The 17025-nt window shown below is 56.8% G+C and carries 12 protein-coding genes, 4 tRNA genes and 1 pseudogene; 10 read left to right on the forward strand and 7 right to left on the reverse strand.

Annotated elements, in window-relative coordinates:
- Positions 1-108 precede the first annotated feature (108 nt).
- From efeU to phoH, 4 genes are all read left to right on the forward strand, one after another.
- Positions 109-942 carry an iron uptake transporter permease EfeU gene (gene efeU / locus A1830_RS01965; protein WP_067702188.1) on the forward strand — a complete coding sequence of 278 codons (834 nt, stop codon included), beginning with the start codon at positions 109-111 and terminating at the stop codon, positions 940-942.
- Between the two features lie 53 nt (positions 943-995).
- Complete coding sequence (gene efeO / locus A1830_RS01970; RefSeq protein ID WP_067700986.1) at positions 996-2117, forward strand: iron uptake system protein EfeO; 1122 nt, start codon at positions 996-998, stop codon at positions 2115-2117.
- A 6-nt stretch (positions 2118-2123) separates the two neighbouring features.
- Entirely contained in the window at positions 2124-3410 is a 1287-nt protein-coding gene (gene efeB, locus A1830_RS01975) for an iron uptake transporter deferrochelatase/peroxidase subunit (RefSeq protein ID WP_067700989.1), read from the forward strand.
- 450 nt (positions 3411-3860) lie between these two features.
- Positions 3861-4649, forward strand: coding sequence for a phosphate starvation-inducible protein PhoH (phoH, locus tag A1830_RS01980; RefSeq protein ID WP_067700991.1), 789 nt, complete (start codon positions 3861-3863; stop codon positions 4647-4649).
- A gap of 59 nt (positions 4650-4708) precedes the next feature.
- On the opposite strand, the gene A1830_RS01985 is transcribed toward phoH, so the two are convergent.
- The 4 genes from A1830_RS01985 to A1830_RS02000 form a co-directional block, all read right to left on the reverse strand.
- Positions 4709-4796: transfer RNA gene (locus tag A1830_RS01985), tRNA-Ser, on the reverse strand.
- A tRNA-Ser gene (locus A1830_RS01990) sits at positions 4796-4880 on the reverse strand. The genes A1830_RS01985 and A1830_RS01990 overlap by 1 nt, the downstream gene beginning before the upstream one ends.
- Positions 4881-5152: 272 nt before the next feature.
- A tRNA-Ser gene (locus A1830_RS01995) sits at positions 5153-5240 on the reverse strand.
- A tRNA-Ser gene (locus tag A1830_RS02000) sits at positions 5240-5324 on the reverse strand. Before A1830_RS02000 ends, A1830_RS01995 begins: the two co-directional genes overlap by 1 nt.
- Before the next feature lie 229 nt (positions 5325-5553).
- Here A1830_RS02000 and A1830_RS02005 point away from each other — a divergent pair.
- The 3 genes from A1830_RS02005 to A1830_RS02015 all read left to right on the forward strand — a co-directional run bounded on the left by A1830_RS02005 (position 5554) and on the right by A1830_RS02015 (position 8656).
- Entirely contained in the window at positions 5554-7020 is a 1467-nt protein-coding gene (locus A1830_RS02005; RefSeq protein ID WP_231877551.1) for a peptide MFS transporter, read from the forward strand.
- Between the two features lie 90 nt (positions 7021-7110).
- A complete protein-coding gene (gene ghrA / locus A1830_RS02010) occupies positions 7111-8052 on the forward strand; it encodes a glyoxylate/hydroxypyruvate reductase GhrA (protein WP_067700995.1) in 942 nt (313 codons plus the stop codon).
- Between the two features lie 49 nt (positions 8053-8101).
- On the forward strand, positions 8102-8656 hold the full coding sequence (locus tag A1830_RS02015) for a TorD/DmsD family molecular chaperone (protein WP_067700998.1): 555 nt from the start codon (positions 8102-8104) through the stop codon (positions 8654-8656).
- A 103-nt stretch (positions 8657-8759) separates the two neighbouring features.
- On the opposite strand, the pseudogene A1830_RS02020 reads toward A1830_RS02015, so the two are convergent.
- Positions 8760-9584 (reverse strand): annotated as a pseudogene (locus tag A1830_RS02020) (CoA transferase); the annotation flags it as partial.
- A gap of 291 nt (positions 9585-9875) precedes the next feature.
- Here A1830_RS02020 and A1830_RS02025 point away from each other — a divergent pair.
- Both A1830_RS02025 and A1830_RS02030 read left to right on the forward strand, forming a co-directional pair.
- Positions 9876-10598 (forward strand): glutamine amidotransferase, encoded by a 723-nt coding sequence (locus tag A1830_RS02025; RefSeq protein ID WP_067701001.1) that lies wholly within the window; start codon positions 9876-9878, stop codon positions 10596-10598.
- A gap of 213 nt (positions 10599-10811) precedes the next feature.
- Entirely contained in the window at positions 10812-12332 is a 1521-nt protein-coding gene (locus A1830_RS02030) for an acetaldehyde dehydrogenase ExaC (protein WP_067701004.1), read from the forward strand.
- A gap of 6 nt (positions 12333-12338) precedes the next feature.
- On the opposite strand, the gene A1830_RS02035 is transcribed toward A1830_RS02030, so the two are convergent.
- Both A1830_RS02035 and A1830_RS02040 read right to left on the reverse strand, forming a co-directional pair.
- Positions 12339-14522, reverse strand: coding sequence for a putative bifunctional diguanylate cyclase/phosphodiesterase (locus tag A1830_RS02035; protein WP_067701007.1), 2184 nt, complete (start codon positions 14520-14522; stop codon positions 12339-12341).
- Positions 14523-14526: 4 nt separating this feature from the next.
- Positions 14527-15906, reverse strand: coding sequence for a cation:proton antiporter (locus A1830_RS02040; protein ID WP_067701010.1), 1380 nt, complete (start codon positions 15904-15906; stop codon positions 14527-14529).
- Positions 15907-16507: 601 nt separating this feature from the next.
- On the opposite strand from A1830_RS02040, the gene A1830_RS02045 reads away from it, so the two are divergent.
- Positions 16508-16984 carry a YciE/YciF ferroxidase family protein gene (locus A1830_RS02045; RefSeq protein ID WP_067701013.1) on the forward strand — a complete coding sequence of 159 codons (477 nt, stop codon included), beginning with the start codon at positions 16508-16510 and terminating at the stop codon, positions 16982-16984.
- Positions 16985-17025 lie beyond the last annotated feature (41 nt).

The following is a 17025-nucleotide window of genomic DNA, read 5'->3' on the forward strand; positions in this document are numbered from 1 at the left end:
GCCGGACGGCCTCTTGTTTTTTCTTGCACGATAATGATAATCGGTATCGTTTCGATTTACGTTTCTTTACTGGAACTGAATTTATTTTTCGCACCTGAGGGCGTTTGCATGTTTGTACCCTTTCTGATCATGTTACGTGAAGGACTTGAAGCCGCGCTCATTGTCAGCCTTATCGCCAGCTACCTGAAGCGTACTCAAAGAAGTCAATGGTTTGGTGCCATGTGGGCCGGGGTGTTTGTTGCCGCTGCGCTCTGCCTGGGCGTAGGCTACTTTATCAACGAAACCACCGGTGAATTCCCGCAAAAACAGCAGGAAATGTTTGAAGGCATCGTGGCGGTCATCGCCGTCTTCGTCCTCACATGGATGGTATTCTGGATGCGTAAAGTCTCCCGCAATGTAAAAGCCGAACTGGAACAGGCGGTGGATAACGCGCTGCAAAAAGGGAACAGCAGCGGCTGGGCACTGATATTTATGGTCTTCCTCGCAGTCGCCCGCGAAGGCCTGGAATCGGTCTTCTTCCTGCTGGCCGCTTTCCAGCAGGATGTCGGCATCGCTCCGCCGCTGGGGGCCATGCTGGGCCTGGCGACCGCCGTTGTGCTGGGAATGCTCATCTACTGGGGCGGAGTACGCCTCAACCTGGGCGCTTTCTTCAAATGGACCAGCCTGTTTATTCTGTTCGTGGCCGCCGGGCTGGCGGCAGGAGCTATTCGCGCTTTCCACGAAGCGGGCCTGTGGAATCATTTCCAGGATATTGCATTCAACATGAGCAACCAGCTTTCTACCAGCAGCCTCATCGGTACGCTGCTTGAAGGCGTCTTTGGCTATCAGGAATCTCCCAGCGTCAGTGAAGTGGCGGTCTGGTGGATTTATCTCCTGCCTGCGCTGCTGCTGTTCTTTATGCCAGTGCGTACGCAGGCCGAAACATTACGTACAGCCCGATAGACTTTTTTTCTGGCCCGTATCACGGGCACCTTCACTTTTTACAGGGATTGACTATGACACTCCGTATTCGCCAACATGCGCTGAGCGCTGCGCTCCTTAGCCTGATCTCCGCGTCCAGTGCGACGATGGCCGCAGATATTCCTCAGGTTCACATCACCGTTAACGACAAACAGTGCGATCCGATGACCGTCACCGTTAACGCTGGTAAGACCCAGTTCATTATTCAGAACCACAGCCAGAAAGGACTGGAGTGGGAGATCCTCAAAGGGGTAATGGTGGTCGAAGAGCGCGAGAACATCGCACCTGGCTTTACGCAAAAGCTCACCGCCAACCTTGAAGCAGGTGAATATGATATGACCTGCGGCCTGCTGAGCAATGCCAAAGGCAAGCTGATTGTGAAGGGCAGTAAGCCCTCGGACGGTAAGCCGGATGTGATGCAGCTTGTCGGGCCGATTGCCTCTTATAAAGCCTATGTCACCCGTGAGATCGCCGAGCTGGTGACCGGCACTAAAGCGTTTACCGATGCGGTAAAAGCTGGAGATGTGGCGAAAGCGAAGGCGCTCTATGCGCCAACCCGTCGCCACTATGAGCGCATCGAACCCATTGCAGAGCTGTTCTCCGATCTGGATGGCAGAATTGACGCCCGCGAAGACGATTACGAGAAAAAGGCAGAAGACCCTAAATTTACCGGCTTCCACCGTCTGGAGAAGGCGCTTTTCGGCGACAACAGCACCAAAGGCATGGATACCTATGCTGACCAGCTCTATAACGATACGCTAGACCTTCAAAAACGCGTGGATGAACTGGCTTTCCCACCGAGCAAAGTGGTGGGCGGTGCGGCGGGTCTGATTGAAGAAGTGGCATCCAGCAAAATCTCCGGTGAAGAAGATCGCTACAGCCGCACCGACCTGTGGGACTTCCAGGCGAACGTCGATGGCGCTCAGAAAATTGTTAACCTCCTGCGACCTGCGCTGGAAAAAGCCGATCCGGCTCTGCTGACAAAGGTTGATGCTAACTTCAGCAAAGTGGATGCGATACTCGTTAAGTACCGCACCAAAGATGGCTATGAGAGTTACGATAAGCTCACCACCGCTGACCGTAACGCCATGAAAGGCCCCATCACCACGCTGGCGGAAGACCTGTCGAAGCTGCGTGGTACGCTGGGTCTGGATTAATCCGCAATGGCAAGCAAACCTGTTGACGACGCGGCGCTGCCGTCGCGTCGTCGTTTACTGAAAGGAATGGGGCTGCTCGGCGGCGCGTTTGCGGTGGGGGGCGGCTGCCCGGTACAGGGCGCTTCCGGGGAAAAATCATTTTCGCCGGGCGCGCTGTCGCCCAATGCCCGGCTGGAGGCGCAGCCTTTTTTCGGTCCGCATCAGGCAGGCGTGGTCACCCCCCAGCAGGCGTCGATGATGCTGGTCGCCTTTGACGTACTGGCAGGCGACAGGGACGATCTGACTCGCCTGTTCAGGCTGCTGACGGACCGCATCGCTTTCTTAACGCAGGGAGGCGAGGCACCCCAGGTGACCAATCCACGTCTGCCGCCGCTGGATTCCGGTATTCTTGGCGATCGCATCTATCCGGATAACCTGACTATCACCGTATCGGTTGGGCATTCGCTGTTTGATGAGCGCTATGGCCTGCAGGCGCATAAGCCGCTTAAGCTCCAGCCGATGACGCGTTTTCCAAACGACGCGCTTGATGCCCGTTTGTGTCATGGTGATCTGCTGCTGCAAATCTGTGCGAATACCAATGACACGGTTATTCATGCGCTGCGGGATATTATCAAACACTCACCGGATCTGCTCAGCGTTCGCTGGCGTCGGGAAGGCTTTATCTCCGACCATGCTGCGCGTAGCAGGGGGAAAGAGACGCCAGTCAACCTGCTTGGCTTTAAAGATGGCACCGCCAACCCGGATACGGCAGATTCAGGTCTGATGGATTCTGTGGTGTGGGTGACAAAAGAGCAGGGCGAGCCAGCGTGGGCAGTGGGCGGCAGCTATCAGGTTGCCCGCATTATCCCCTTTCACGTTGAGTTCTGGGATCGCACCCCACTGCGCGAGCAGGAGACGATTTTTGGTCGGGTTAAGCACAGTGGCGCGCCGCTCGGCATGCAGCATGAGCGCGACGTGCCGGATTATGCCAGCGATCCGGAGGGGAATATCACCCCGCTGGATGCGCATATTCGTCTTGCCAATCCCCGCACGCCTGCCACGCAAAGCAGCCTGATGCTGCGACGGGGTTACAGCTATTCGCTGGGCGTTTCGCTGGCCGGTCAGCTGGAGATGGGGCTGCTGTTCGTCTGCTATCAACAGGATCTGGAGAAAGGCTTTCTCACCGTACAGAACCGGCTTAACGGCGAAGCGCTGGAGGAATATATCAAGCCCGCGGGCGGGGGGTACTTCTTTGTTCTGCCGGGCGTGGAGGACCGCCAGCACTACCTTGGGCAGGGATTACTGAGCACCTGACGCCTTTTCCACCTGCCAGCGTATCCGGCGGGTGGTCTCTTTTCCTCACAATGATAATGATTGTTGCATTAGTTGTTAAAAAAGATGTTGAATCCGTCCGTGATCTGTTGCACCTTAATTAAGCGGTACACAAGGGTGTTGTCTGAATCATCACGGAGATCGCGAATGGTAAAGTCCTGTCACCGATACAAGCGTCACAGCCATACCGTTATCGCTTTCCCCTGCGAAGGTGGTTCAACCTCAACGATCTATCCTCTTCTCATTCACGCATCAAAGGCCAACGTGCCGTCTTCGCTCCACAACGATGTCTGGCTTAGCGCATGCTCTGCTTTGCATCATATCCAGCGGCCTTTCAAGGCTTACAAGGAAGCCACTAAAACCTCTAAAGCGTTCACGTAATCGCATCTGACATTCTGATGCGGGAGATGAAACCAACTGTAAGGTGCCACTATGGGAAGACAGAAAGCAGTGATCAAAGCGCGCCGTGAAGCTAAACGCGTACTGCGTAGCGATTCGCGCAGTCACCGTCAGCGCGAGGAAGAGTCGGTCACCTCGCTGGTGCAAATGGGTGGGCTGGACGCAATTGGCATGGCGCGAGATACCCGCGACCATTCGCCGATTGAAGCCCGAAATGAGGCTCAGGCGCACTATCTTAAAGCCATAGAAAGCAAGCAGCTGATCTTCGCCACCGGCCAAGCGGGCTGCGGTAAAACCTGGATAAGCGCCGCCAAAGCGGCAGAGGCCCTGATCCACAAGGATGTAGACAGGATTATCGTTACGCGACCGGTGTTGCAGGCAGATGAAGATTTGGGTTTCCTGCCGGGTGACATTGCTGAGAAATTCGCCCCTTACTTCCGGCCCGTCTATGACGTTCTGGTTAAACGTCTCGGTTCTTCCTTTATGCAGTATTGCCTGCGGCCCGAAATCGGCAAGGTGGAGATAGCCCCCTTTGCCTATATGCGCGGACGCACCTTTGAAAATGCCGTGGTGATCCTCGATGAGGCGCAGAACGTCACCGCCGCCCAAATGAAAATGTTCCTGACGCGCCTCGGGGAAAACGTAACCGTCATCGTCAACGGCGATATTACCCAGTGTGATTTGCCGTCCCATGTGCAGTCTGGCCTGAGCGATGCGCTGTCCCGCTTTGTGGAGGACGAGATGATTGGCGTGATACGTTTTGGTAAAGAGGATTGCGTGCGCTCGCAGCTGTGCCAGCGTACGCTGGTGGCCTACGGCTAAACGGCTATAAGCAGACAACAAAAAAGCCTGAGCTTTCGCTCAGGCTTTCTCATTTAATGTGGCGGTGAGAGAGGGGTTCGAACCCTCGATACGTTGCCGTATACACACTTTCCAGGCGTGCTCCTTCAGCCACTCGGACACCTCACCGTNGAGAGAGGGGTTCGAACCCTCGATACGTTGCCGTATACACACTTTCCAGGCGTGCTCCTTCAGCCACTCGGACACCTCACCGTATTTTTTTACTGCCCTGCCCCAGAGGGCAACGGGGCGCTACTATAGGGAGTCACGCCCCGCCGGTCAAGAAGAATTTTTCCCTTTTATTCTATCTGCTTAAGCCGCAGGCGCGCTATCCGCCAGGCGCCTGTTTACCAACCGGAAATTATTTTAAGCGCTGCTGCGGCAACTGACTGTACGGCGTGATTTATCCCGCCCGGAAGTCGGCAGCGGTTATCTGGCAGGCAACAAAAAAGCCTGAGCTTTCGCTCAGGCTTTCTCATTTAATATGGCGGTGAGAGAGGGGTTCGAACCCTCGATACGTTGCCGTATACACACTTTCCAGGCGTGCTCCTTCAGCCACTCGGACACCTCACCGTNGAGAGAGGGGTTCGAACCCTCGATACGTTGCCGTATACACACTTTCCAGGCGTGCTCCTTCAGCCACTCGGACACCTCACCGTATTTTTGCTGGCACACTGTGCCTGGGCGCTAATGTAGGTAAAAGCCGGGGCAGGGTCAACTCCCTTTGTGAAATTTCCCGTTCGTTTAGTCAGTTTTACAGCATGTTGCTGCTTAAACAGGCAAATGGCCGGATAAATGATGAAAAGTCCGCATCCATAAAGGTAATTATGCGGCGCTCTGTGCATAATGATGCACTTTTCTGCATCAGATAATCATGAGGGCTGTTGTGAATACCGCTGCTAAATATACTGATACCGCCGCCATTCGTGGCTCCGGGGCGCTGTTCTTTATTCAGATCTTCGCCACCCTCGGCTTTGCCGTGCTCTATTCGACCCTGGTGCTCTACGCCACCAAACGTCTGGGATTTAGCGAAGGGCAGGCCAACGCCATGATGGGCGTTTTTGGCGCTTTCAACTACGGGCTGCACCTGTTCGGGGGCTATCTTGGCGGACGCTTCCTCAGCAACCGTATTCTCTTTGTGCTGGGTATGCTGCTTCAGGTTATCGGCTGTTGGGTGCTCGCCGGGCAAACCGCAGAAGGGCTGTACTGGGGGCTGGCGATGTTTCTTACCGGCAGCGGCCTGAACGTCACCTGCATTAATATGATGCTTACCCAGCGTTTTAAACCTGAGGATAACCGCCGCGAGACCGCTTTTCTCTGGAACTATGCCGGGATGAATCTCGGATTCTTTCTGGGCTTTACCGGCGCAGGTTACTTCCAGCTGAGCGAGCATTATCATTCGCTGTTCCTGTTCGCCACCCTCGGCAATATGGTCGCCATCGTCATTTCGCTGCTGTGCTGGAAAATATTGGCAGATATTGACACGCCGCTGCTGCACGTCAGTAAAAGCCAGTTCAGGCTGCGGATGGTGGGAGGAGCGATCATCCTGGCGGTGCTGGTGCCACTGGTGCGGCTGATGCTAACCCACGCCAGCTTTACCGGCTCTTTTGTCATCGGGCTGGGGGTAATTATTTTCCTGCTGCTGGCGTCAACCACTCTGCGCCACAGGCCGCGCGAGGAGCAGCGTAAAATGACGGCCTGGCTGATTCTGGCGCTGGGTTCGCTGGTATTCTGGACGCTGTATCAGCTGGCCCCCATGGGACTGATGCTGTTTACCGAGCACAATATCAACCTGAACGTTTACGGCATAAAGATTGCTCCTCAGTGGGTACAAAACATCAATACGCTGGTGATTGTTATCGGCGGGCCGCTGCTGGCGCTGGGCTTCCGCAATCTGCGCGAGCGCGGCTGGCGCATTGACATCCCCCTGCAGTTTGCCTCATCGCTGTTCTTTATTGGTTTGGGAATGCTGGTGCTGCCGCTGGGGATCCTGCTGGCGGGCGGTGATGGCCAGGTGGCGTTTAAATGGATTGTCATCAGCTATGTACTGCAAAGCATCGGTGAACTGCTGCTCTCACCGATCGGCTACGCAATGATCGGCAAGCTGGCTCCGGCCCGCTATCAGGGAATTATGATGGGCTGCTGGATGATGGTTACCGGCGTGGCATCGGTGCTGGCGGGATACGTGTCAGGTCTGATGCCCGAAAACAGCGGCAGCACGCCGCTCCTGACTAATCCGGGCTACAGCCATATTTTCAGCCTGCTCGGCTGGGGGAGTGCGGTGGTCGGGCTGATCCTGCTGATGCTTATGCCGCTGTTGCGCAGGCTGATTGAGCCTGCTGTCGCACGCTGATAAACCCTGGGATGCCTGGCGTATCCCGGGATTGTTGCTTGCCATCCGCGCGTTTTTACCCGAGCCTGATAAAAAAAGAGGAGATCATACGTGGACGTCATTTTTTATCACCCATCCTTTCGCGCCGATAAATGGATTGCGGGCCTGCAGCAGCGCCTGCCGCAGGCGCGTATTCGCCAGTGGACACCCGGCGACGATGCGCCCGCCGACTATGCGCTGGTTCGTCAGCCGCCGGTAGAGATGCTAACGGGGCGCACGACGTTAAAAGGCGTATTTGCACTGGGCGCAGGCGTTGATGATATTCTCGCGCAGCTGCGACAGTATCCCGCTATGCTGCCCGCCGGGGTGCCGCTGTTCCGGCTGGAAGATACCGGCATGGCCCGTCAGATGCAGGAATACGCGGTGTATCACGTGCTGGGCTGGTTCCGCCGCTTTACGGAGTATCAGCAGCAAAAAACGCAAAGCCTGTGGCAGCCGCTACCAAACTATTCCCGCAGCGACTTCGGCGTCGGCATTCTGGGGGCGGGCGTACTGGGCGGCAGCGTGGCGGAGAGCCTCCTGGCCTGGGGCTTCCCGGTGCGCTGCTGGAGCCGTTCACCGAAGGATTTGCCCGGGGTCAGCAGTTTTTACGGTGACGATCAGCTGGACGCGTTCTTGCACGGCTGTCAGGTGCTGATCAATCTGCTGCCCAATACGCCGCAGACCACGGGTATACTGAACCGGAAGCTGATGCAGCAGTTAAAACCCCAGGCGTTTATTCTTAATCTGGCGCGAGGCGCGCATCTGGTCGAGGATGATTTGCTGGCCGCTATCGGGGCGGGTGAGGTAAAGGCCGCCGCGCTGGATGTCTTTGCGCGTGAACCGCTGGATACACAGCACCCTTTCTGGGCGCATCCGGCCATTGCCATTACGCCTCATAATGCCGCTGTAACGTTACCTGACGATGCTATGGACTATATTGCACAGGCCATCCGCCTGCGCGAGGCGGGGCAGATGCCGTCAGGCCGCGTCGACCTGTCGCGCGGCTACTAAATGCGTCCGTACGTGACCCTGTCACATTTTACTTATGATGAGACTTACCATGAATGAATTTTCAATCCTCTGTCGCCTGCTGGGTTCGCTGTATAACCGTCAGCCTCAGGATCCCTTGCTGGTTCCGCTGTTCACGCTCCTGCGTGAAGGCAAGCTGCAACAGCACTGGCCGCTGGAGCAGGACGAGTTGCTGCTGCGCCTGCAACAGAACAGCGATCCCCAGGCGCTGGCAACGGACTACAATGCGCTGTTTGTGGGCAGTGATTGCAGCGTACCGCCCTATGGTTCGCACTGGGAAAACGGACCGGATGAGTCTGAGGTCCGGCGCTTTCTGCAAAGCCGCGGCATGCCGCTAAGTGATGCGCCGGCCGACCATATTGGCGCGCTGCTGCTGGCCTCCTCCTGGCTGGAGGACCAGTCGGAAGCGGATGAGTTTGCGGCGCAGATCACCCTGTTTGATGACTACCTGCTGCCGTGGTGCGGTCAGTTCCTCGGCAAGGTTGAAGCCCATGCCACAACGGCATTTTACCGCACCCTGGCAGCGATCACCCGCGAAGCGCTACAGGCAATGCGCGACGAACTGGAAGAAGATAACGAAAGCTGAGGTGGGGAAAGGCTGAAATCGGGCGAGGGTCCTGGCCTTTGCATCAGCCCTGACAGGGGGCCGTTTGGGGAACAGACAGCGAGGCAAAAGCTGGCCGGTGATCCTAACTGGAAGTATTAGACCAGCATGGTGCCGACGACCCCAGCGGCGAGGCGGGTCGTGACCAGATCAGCGGCGTGCCGGGCAGCCAGACCGGGGCGTTCAGGCGATAGCCAATTCCCCGGGCGGCGATCTCAGTTTCGGCATTCAGATCGCCCGCTACGTCAGCGCCCAGGCCTGGGGGCCGATCAGCGACGGGGTAGGGGCGTTGGGTCAGTAGCAGAGCGGTTCTGGCCAGCGAGAGGCGGGCGGTAAAACCGATATTATGCCGCCGTCGTTGCCGCAAGCCTTTCAGCACGGAGGCTGCCATCATGTAGCCCGTGGCGTGGTCCAGCGCCTGAACCGGCAGGGGGGAGGGCGGCGTGCTTACGTCTCCTCCCCGCCCATAGTCGGCGATACCGCAGCCCATCTGGACCAGGCTGTCAAATCCCCTGCGGTTGCGCCACGGGCCACTCCAGCCCCAGGCGTTCAGGCTGACGTCGATAAGTCCTGGCGATAGCCTTTGCAATGCATCGGTGTCATAGCCAAGCCGGGGTGGCGCATCGGCACGAAAACCGTGAACCAGCACGTCCGCCTGCGCTAACAGGGTCTCAAAAGCTTTCCGACCCTCTTTCGATTTCAAATTCAGACGCGCACAGCGTTTACCGAGGGTAATCTCCTCCTCCAGGGAAGCCTCTTCCCAGCCAGGCGGATCCAGGCGCAGAATCTCAGCCCCCAGGCCAGCGAGAAAGCGCGTGGCGACCGGCCCGGCAATAATCCGCGTCAGGTCAAGCACTCTGATGCCCAGCTCCGTGACCGGCCAGGCCGATTGCAGCCGTTCCCCGGCGGTAAACGCCACGGCAGGCGGCGAGGCGTCATTGCTATGCAAGCCCTGCCAGAGCGATAGCCACAGGGACGTCATCAGGCGGTTATCCATAGTATTCCTTCTTTCTTGCGCTATTTATAGATGTATAAATGCTTCGAGATGTGCTGCAACCCGCAGCGCCTTATGCCATTTTCTGCATTAGCTCTCACTATAAGTCATGTGACAAGCTCTCGGCAGCTTGCCATGATAAGGTTCTGAATCCTGAGATTTGCGTCAGGTGTGCGTCAGAGATCACCAAAAGGAACCCTAAACCTTATGTCTTCTTCGCTTCCCTTAGCAATTATTCAGCTCGAAACGCCGCCCGAGCGCGTCAGTGCGCAGGTGGGCGAGCAGCAACACTGGTTTGTGGACGCACTGAGTTTGCAGCCACAGGACTACATTGTCATTCGTCCCGACCTGGGGGATGAGCTTCCTGCGCCGTCCTCCGTTGCGGCGGCGATACTGAGTGGCTCCTGGGCGATGGTGACCGATCATGCGGAGTGGAGCGAGCGCACCGCCGCCTGGATCCGCAGCGCGGTTGAGCAGGATCTGCCCCTGCTGGGCGTCTGTTACGGGCATCAGCTTATGGCTTATGCCCTCGGCGGCCAGGTCGGGGACAACCCGCGCGGCTGGGAGAGAGGGCTTCAGCAGCTCACCACGGTTGACGGCGATCGCCACGATCCGCTGCTCGGTGCGCTGCCGACGCATTTTTCTGCCTGGCTTTCCCATCGTCAGTCGGTACTACAGCCGCCGCCGGGGGCGCAGGTTCTGGCCGTCTCTGCGCTGGATGACTGCCAGATCATCCGCTACAGCCCGCAGGCGATATCGGTACAGTTCCATCCGGAATTTACCGGCAGCATTATGACTGCCTGCATGGAGAACGCGCAGCGCGAGCGCGAGGTGAGCAGCCTGATGTCACACCAGGCGGAACCCACCTGGGCCCGTCAGCTACTGCTGAACTTCTGGCCCCGCCATCGTCAGAACAGCCTGTTTGCCTGAGGGCTAACTGAAAGGGGCGCTATCTGCGCCCTTTATTCATTTCTCCTTTTGTCTGTGCGGTACTTCACACTTAGTTGCAGATTTTGCCAATTCTTATACCCGATCACAGTTTCATCCGTGACGCTCTGCCATTCTCTCGCTTAGCAATAATGTTAATAGTAAGTTACCTGCATGTTAACTAAGGCGGGGCGTACGACCCCATGGGAGAATAAGATGCGTTATGCATATCCGGGCCATAAAGATTCGCTGATCGTTCTTAAGTCGCACTACGGCAACTATATTAACGGTGAGTTTGTCCCGCCGATAAACGGCGAATATTTTTCTAATAGCTCGCCGGTCAACGGCTCCCCGGTGGGGCAGTTTCCCCGGTCCGACCGCCAGGATGTGGACAAGGCACTGGATGCAGCGCACGCCGCCGCTGAGGCCTGGGGCAAAACCTCGGTGCAGACGCGCTCGCTGACGCTGCTAAGAATTGCCGATCGGCTGGAGGAAAACCTGGAGTATCTCGCCGTTAATGAAACCTGGGATAACGGCAAGCCGGTGCGTGAAACGCTGGCCGCCGATATGCCGCTGGCGGTGGACCATTTCCGTTACTTTGCGGGCTGTATTCGCGCGCAGGAAGGGGGCGCGGCAGAGATTGATGAGTTCACTGCCGCCTATCATTTTCATGAGCCCCTCGGCGTGGTAGCGCAAATTATTCCATGGAACTTTCCGCTGCTGATGGCTGCCTGGAAGCTGGCTCCGGCGCTGGCGGCGGGTAACTGCGTGATCCTTAAACCTGCCGAGCAAACGCCGCTCTCCATTTCGCTGTTTGTTGAGCTGATCGGCGATCTGCTGCCTAAAGGCGTGCTGAATATGGTGCACGGCTTTGGGCGCGAGGCGGGCGAAGAGCTGGCGAGCAGCCCCCGCATCGCAAAAGTCGCCTTTACCGGCTCTACCGCCATTGGCGGTCATATTCTTGAGCTGGCGGCGAAGAACCTGATCCCGTCAACCGTCGAGCTGGGAGGGAAGTCACCGAACATTTTCTTTGAAGACATTATGCAGGCCGAACCGGGCTTTATTGAAAAAGCGGCGGAAGGGGTGGTGCTGGGCTTCCTGAATCAGGGCGAGATCTGTACCTGTCCGTCGCGCGCGCTGGTGCAGGAGTCGATCTATGTGCCCTTTATGGAAGCCGTGATGAAGCGCATCAAAACGATCAAACGTGGCGATCCGATGGACACCGAGACGATGGTTGGCGCGCAGGCGTCGCAGCAGCAGTTCGACAAGATCCTCTCCTATCTCGATCTCGCCCATAAAGAGGGCGCAGAGCTGCTGACGGGCGGCGGCGTGGAGAAGCTGGAAGGAGAGCTGTCAGGCGGCTACTACATTCAGCCGACGCTGCTGAAGGGGAATAACAGTATGCGCATTTTTCAGGAAGAGATCTTCGGGCCGGTGGTGGCGGTTACTACCTTTAAAGATGAGGCCGAAGCCCTGGCTATCGCCAATGACTCCATTTACGGCCTGGGCGCAGGCGTCTGGACGCGGGATATTAACCGGGCTTATCGCATGGGCCGCGCCATCAAAGCCGGACGCGTGTGGACCAACTGCTATCATCTATATCCCGCTCATGCGGCCTTTGGTGGCTACAAAAAATCGGGCATCGGACGGGAAAACCATAAAATGATGCTCGATCACTATCAGCAAACCAAAAACCTGCTAATCAGTTACAGCACCGAGCCGCTGGGCTTTTTCTGATTTGGCTTACGCCTCCTCACGGGCCAGTAGCGTTGCAATCTGGCCCTCGGGTACTGCCTGCGAAAAAAGATATCCCTGAAGCTGATTACAGCCTGCTTCGGCCAGCGCCGCCATCTGGCTGCTGGTCTCTACCCCCTCTGCGGTAACCACCAGTCCCATCGCCTGGCCCAGCCTGACGACCGACTCAATGATCGCCATGGAGTTTTCCGTCACCCCCAGTGCCTGAGTAAATGAACGGTCGATTTTAATCTTATCGACTGAAAAATGGCTCAGGTAATTAAGGCTGGAATAACCGGTGCCAAAATCGTCCAGCGCAATATGGAATCCGACTTCACGCAGACGGCTCATAATCTTCTTCGCGCCCTTACTATCTTCTATCAGCACCCCTTCGGTAATTTCCAGTTCGATGCGTGAAGGCAGGGTATTCTCCTGCTTTACAATCGCTTCAAAATGTTCGACGAACCCCGGCGAGCGAAATTGCAGGGGAGAGACATTAACCGCAATGACCAGATCGGGCCATGCCAGTGACACGCGGCAGGCCTCACGCAGCACCCACTCTCCGAGCTGAATAATCAGCCCCATCTCCTCCGCCAGCGGAATAAACTCGCTGGGAGGAATGGCGCCCAGCACCGGATGATTCCAGCGTATGAGTGCCTCCAGCCCAACGACTTTCTGACCAGAGATATCCATCTGCGGCTGGTAGTAAACCGCCAGGTTCTGCTTATGCAGCAGCGCCTGACGCAGATCGGTCGCCACCTGCAGGCGCGTTTTAATGGATTCATCCATCGAGGGATCAAAGAACTGATACTGGCCCCGCCCCTGACTTTTCGCCTGATAGAGCGCGATGTCCGCTTTGCGTACGATCTCGGCGCGGTCGGTATGCTCTCCGCTGACCAGCATGACGCCGATACTGACGCCAATCCAGGTTTCACATCCCAGCAGGATGAAAGGGCGGGAGAGATCCTCCACTATTTGCTCACACAGCCTCTCTACTTCCGCAGAGGTCGCTACGGCCGACAGGATAACCACAAATTCATCGCCGCCGAGGCGACCCACGGTATCCTTTTCGCCCACCCGCTGCGTGAGCCGATGCGCCACCTCAATAATTAAGTCGTCGCCCGCATGATGACCGTAAGTGTCGTTGACCAGTTTAAAGCGATCGAGATCCAGCAGCAACAGCGCCACCTTGTCGCCGTCAGGATCTCGCATCCGCCTGCCGAGCGTCTGGGCAAGACGCTCTTCAACCAGCGCACGGTTGGGCAGGCCGGTCAGCACGTCATGAAAGGCCAGATGCTGCGCCTGGGCTTCGCTGGCGCTGAGCTGGAGCAGCGACTGAGAGAGCCGGAGTGAGGAGAGCCAAATGCGGCGGATCATCATCGTGCAAATAAGGGTAATAATCAGCAGCACGGCTACGACCAGCGGGGCGATGATGCCCAGCATCCGGGTCCCTGGCCTGTCTGCCTGCCATGCCAGGTAACCCAGCGGATAGCCAGCCGGGCTTATCAGCGGGTAGTTAGCCGTAAGATGGCGGAGAGGGGCCTTATCAGCATAGTAAAGCCCCTGAAGCTGGCTGCGCTGTGACAGGGCGTCGAGAAAAGCGCCGTCCAGATAGCGGATGCTGACCAGCACAAAGCGACGAGGCTGGGCGGGGTCGCCATCAATGGTTCCCACCGCGAGCGCAGCAGGGCGGTTATCAATCAGCGCGAATCCCACGCTTTCACGGCGTGTTTTCAGGCTGGCTACGGCGTGGCTGAGACCGGTAAGCGCAGCCGCTACGGCTGGCGTGACAGGTGTCGCGCCGTCGGGGCGCACGCTGCGGCCATTTTCCCACTGGTAAACCGGCTGGCCATCAGGACGCAGGATATAAACCCGCTGATGACCAAACATGCCTGAAAGCCATGCGCCCACGTTCTGATCCAGCCAGGCCTGGTCAGGCGGAGTATGCTGCACATGGCGCGCCAGCGGCTGCCACAGCGCAAGGCTGCGATGCTGGATAATCATCTCACTCAGGCTCTGAGAAAGAGACGTTTGAATAATATGGTGCTGGCGCGCCGCGGCCTCGGCATTGCTTTTTGACGTGGCCCAGTAGACGGCATAGCCCGCGCCGAGAGAGGTAATCAGCAGCACCAGCACCAGGGGCGCGAGGATCTCACGCAGGAAGTGCGCGCGAAAACTGTCTGATATTTTCATCTGTTTACCCGCGCGATTTCTCTTTTTCTGCGGCCTCTGCGGCAGCTTTAGCCGCTGCGTCAACCTTAGCCTGCCGCCAGTTGACCAGCGGCGTCACGGAAATGCCGTGTACCACTACGCTGGCCACAATCAGCGTAAAGGCCATATTGGCCATGCGGTTCGCCTCATCGCCCCCCAGGCCGTGGGTGTAAGCCCATGCAATGTAGTTGATACTGCCAATGCCGCGAATGCCCAGCCATCCCAGTATCAGCCTCTGCTTACGCGGCGCGCCCATCCCGATGGTGGCCACCCACACCGACAGAGGACGAATCACCACAAACAGCAGCAGCCCCATCAGCAGGCCCACTGGATCCCAGTGATGAGCCAGGGTGACGCCCAGTACGATAATAATCCCTGCGGCAAACAGTCTTTCAATCATATCGCCAAAGGAGAGGGCATCGCCCACTACCAGGCCCACGGAGCTGGCAGCGTTGGACTCGCCTGACTCGTGACGAATATGTGGGTTAACCATCAGCTCAGCGGGGGGGCGGTTATCGCTGTCCTGGAACGTATCCGCTGGCTGCCGACGGGTCACGCGCATTTCAGCGCGTCGCAGACCGACACCGGCGGCAAAGGCGGCGAGAAAGCCTGAGGCATCAAGTGACTGTGCCGCAGCGTAGCTGAGCGCAATCAGCGCCAGTGCCAGGAAGTCATTAGGCGCAACGTCCTGGTGGGTATAACGTAAATGCGTCGCATACTGACCGACGAAGCGTCCCAGCAGAAAGCCAATAGCGATGCCGCCGACGATAGCCCATAAAACATCGATCAGCGCCCAGTGGCTGAACATCGCCAGCGTCAGATCGCCCTGGGTGGTTATCAGCAGCATTGCCAGCATCAGCAGCGGCAGTGCGCTTCCGTCGTTCATGCCCGCTTCGCTGGAGAGCGACACGCGCAGATTATCATCATCCCGGGCATCGTTAACCGCGATCAGGCTGGCCAGCACCGGGTCCGTAGGCGCAACAATTGCGCCAAAGGCCAGCGACAGCGGCCAGGAGAGCCCAGTCAGAAAATGCGCGGCCAGCGTCACGCCGCCTACCGTCAGCAGCATGCCTGGAAACGCCAGACGCATACCGATGCGCCAGCCCTGACTCCGTAAAGGCAGACGCAGCTTCAGCCCGGTGATAAACAGCGAGGCGGCCATGGCGATCTCTGTCAGGTTTTTGGCAAGATCAGCATGCGCGGCGACATCCACCTGGAGCAGATTAAGCACCCAGGGGCCGCAGATCACCCCGGCGATGAGGTAAAGTGCAAAGGTGGTGATAGGGCCGCGGTTAATCCACCCGGAAGCCAGCGACATTAACAGTAATAAACCACCGGTTGCGGCAGTCCAACCCAGAAATTCCATCATTACTCCTCTATTGCGGCAAAATCACTGCGATAAGTATGGACGAAAATGCGGAGAGCGGCACAATATCTGCTTGAATTAACATATTTTTTTCAGTCTTTGTAACAGATTGCAGACCTTAGACCCGGTGAGACGTGTGAAAAGAGAAAATAAACCCCCGGCAAGATGCTGTAAAAGGCGCGGGGTAAGGGCAATGACACAGACAATCTTGACAATAATACTGTTAAATACATCACATAAAGAATACACGCCGGTAATTAAATTTAACCCGATGATTACTGTGCGCTTTAATTATTATTTTATCGCTCAGATAATGTATTTTATTTAATAAGCCTCGCATTGTCTTTTTATCACCTACTATTATCTACGTAACGGGATCCAGGTAACCTGGACTAAAAGTAGCAGAAAAATAACGCAGAAATACGCCTTCACTGGGTGTGGCTGTGCCATTTGCTCTGCGCAGTAGAAGAGTACGGAGCAAAATCCCCTTGCCGGAGCGAAGCGGCAGGCGGGGGGTCACCTGCGTTACCGAAATTATTATTTCATGCTGGTCAGAATTAATAATAATTCCTGGCCTTAATTTATTATTCCGGAGCCGATTATGTCTATTACTACTTTAGAAGAACTTTTTATACATGACCTGTCAGATATTTATAGTGCAGAAAAACAGATAACCCGAGCCCTGCCGAAAATGGCGCGCGCCGCCACCAGTGAGACGCTAGTTGCGGCCTTTAATAAACACCTTGAAGAAACCCGCGGCCAAATAGAGCGCATTCAGCAGCTGGTGGACGTCACCGAAGGGGTGAAAATCAAACGTATGACCTGCCATGCGCTGGAAGGGCTGGCAGAAGAAGCCCAGGAACTGATCGACACCGTCGAGAAGGGAGAGGTTTTAGATGCCGGGCTGATTGGTGCGGCACAGAAGGTGGAGCATTATGAAATTGCCACCTACGGTACGCTGCACGCCATGGCGTTAAAGCTCGGCTATAAGGACGCGGCTAAGCTGCTGGCAGAGACGCTGGCGGAAGAAAAAAGTACCGATGAAAAACTGACCCAGATCGCTCAGGCTGCGGCATAACACCCACAGGATAAAGGCCAGGCGTTTGGCGTCTGGCCTTT

Source organism: Erwinia sp. ErVv1, from assembly GCF_900068895.1.
In the GTDB taxonomy this organism is placed as follows: Bacteria; Pseudomonadota; Gammaproteobacteria; order Enterobacterales; family Enterobacteriaceae; genus Erwinia.

What these genes read in the sequence shown, in the direction of transcription:
- efeU (WP_067702188.1), top strand. Translation starts at nt 109, where the DNA reads ATGTTTGTACCCTTTCTGATCATGTTACGTGAAGGACTTGAAGCCGCG.
- efeO (WP_067700986.1), top strand. Translation starts at nt 996, where the DNA reads ATGACACTCCGTATTCGCCAACATGCGCTGAGCGCTGCGCTCCTTAGC.
- efeB (WP_067700989.1), top strand. Translation starts at nt 2,124, where the DNA reads ATGGCAAGCAAACCTGTTGACGACGCGGCGCTGCCGTCGCGTCGTCGT.
- phoH (WP_067700991.1), top strand. Translation starts at nt 3,861, where the DNA reads ATGGGAAGACAGAAAGCAGTGATCAAAGCGCGCCGTGAAGCTAAACGC.
- A1830_RS02015 (WP_067700998.1), top strand. Translation starts at nt 8,102, where the DNA reads ATGAATGAATTTTCAATCCTCTGTCGCCTGCTGGGTTCGCTGTATAAC.
- A1830_RS02025 (WP_067701001.1), top strand. Translation starts at nt 9,876, where the DNA reads ATGTCTTCTTCGCTTCCCTTAGCAATTATTCAGCTCGAAACGCCGCCC.
- A1830_RS02030 (WP_067701004.1), top strand. Translation starts at nt 10,812, where the DNA reads ATGCGTTATGCATATCCGGGCCATAAAGATTCGCTGATCGTTCTTAAG.
- A1830_RS02035 (WP_067701007.1), bottom strand. Translation starts at nt 14,522, where the DNA reads ATGAAAATATCAGACAGTTTTCGCGCGCACTTCCTGCGTGAGATCCTC.
- A1830_RS02040 (WP_067701010.1), bottom strand. Translation starts at nt 15,906, where the DNA reads ATGGAATTTCTGGGTTGGACTGCCGCAACCGGTGGTTTATTACTGTTA.
- A1830_RS02045 (WP_067701013.1), top strand. Translation starts at nt 16,508, where the DNA reads ATGTCTATTACTACTTTAGAAGAACTTTTTATACATGACCTGTCAGAT.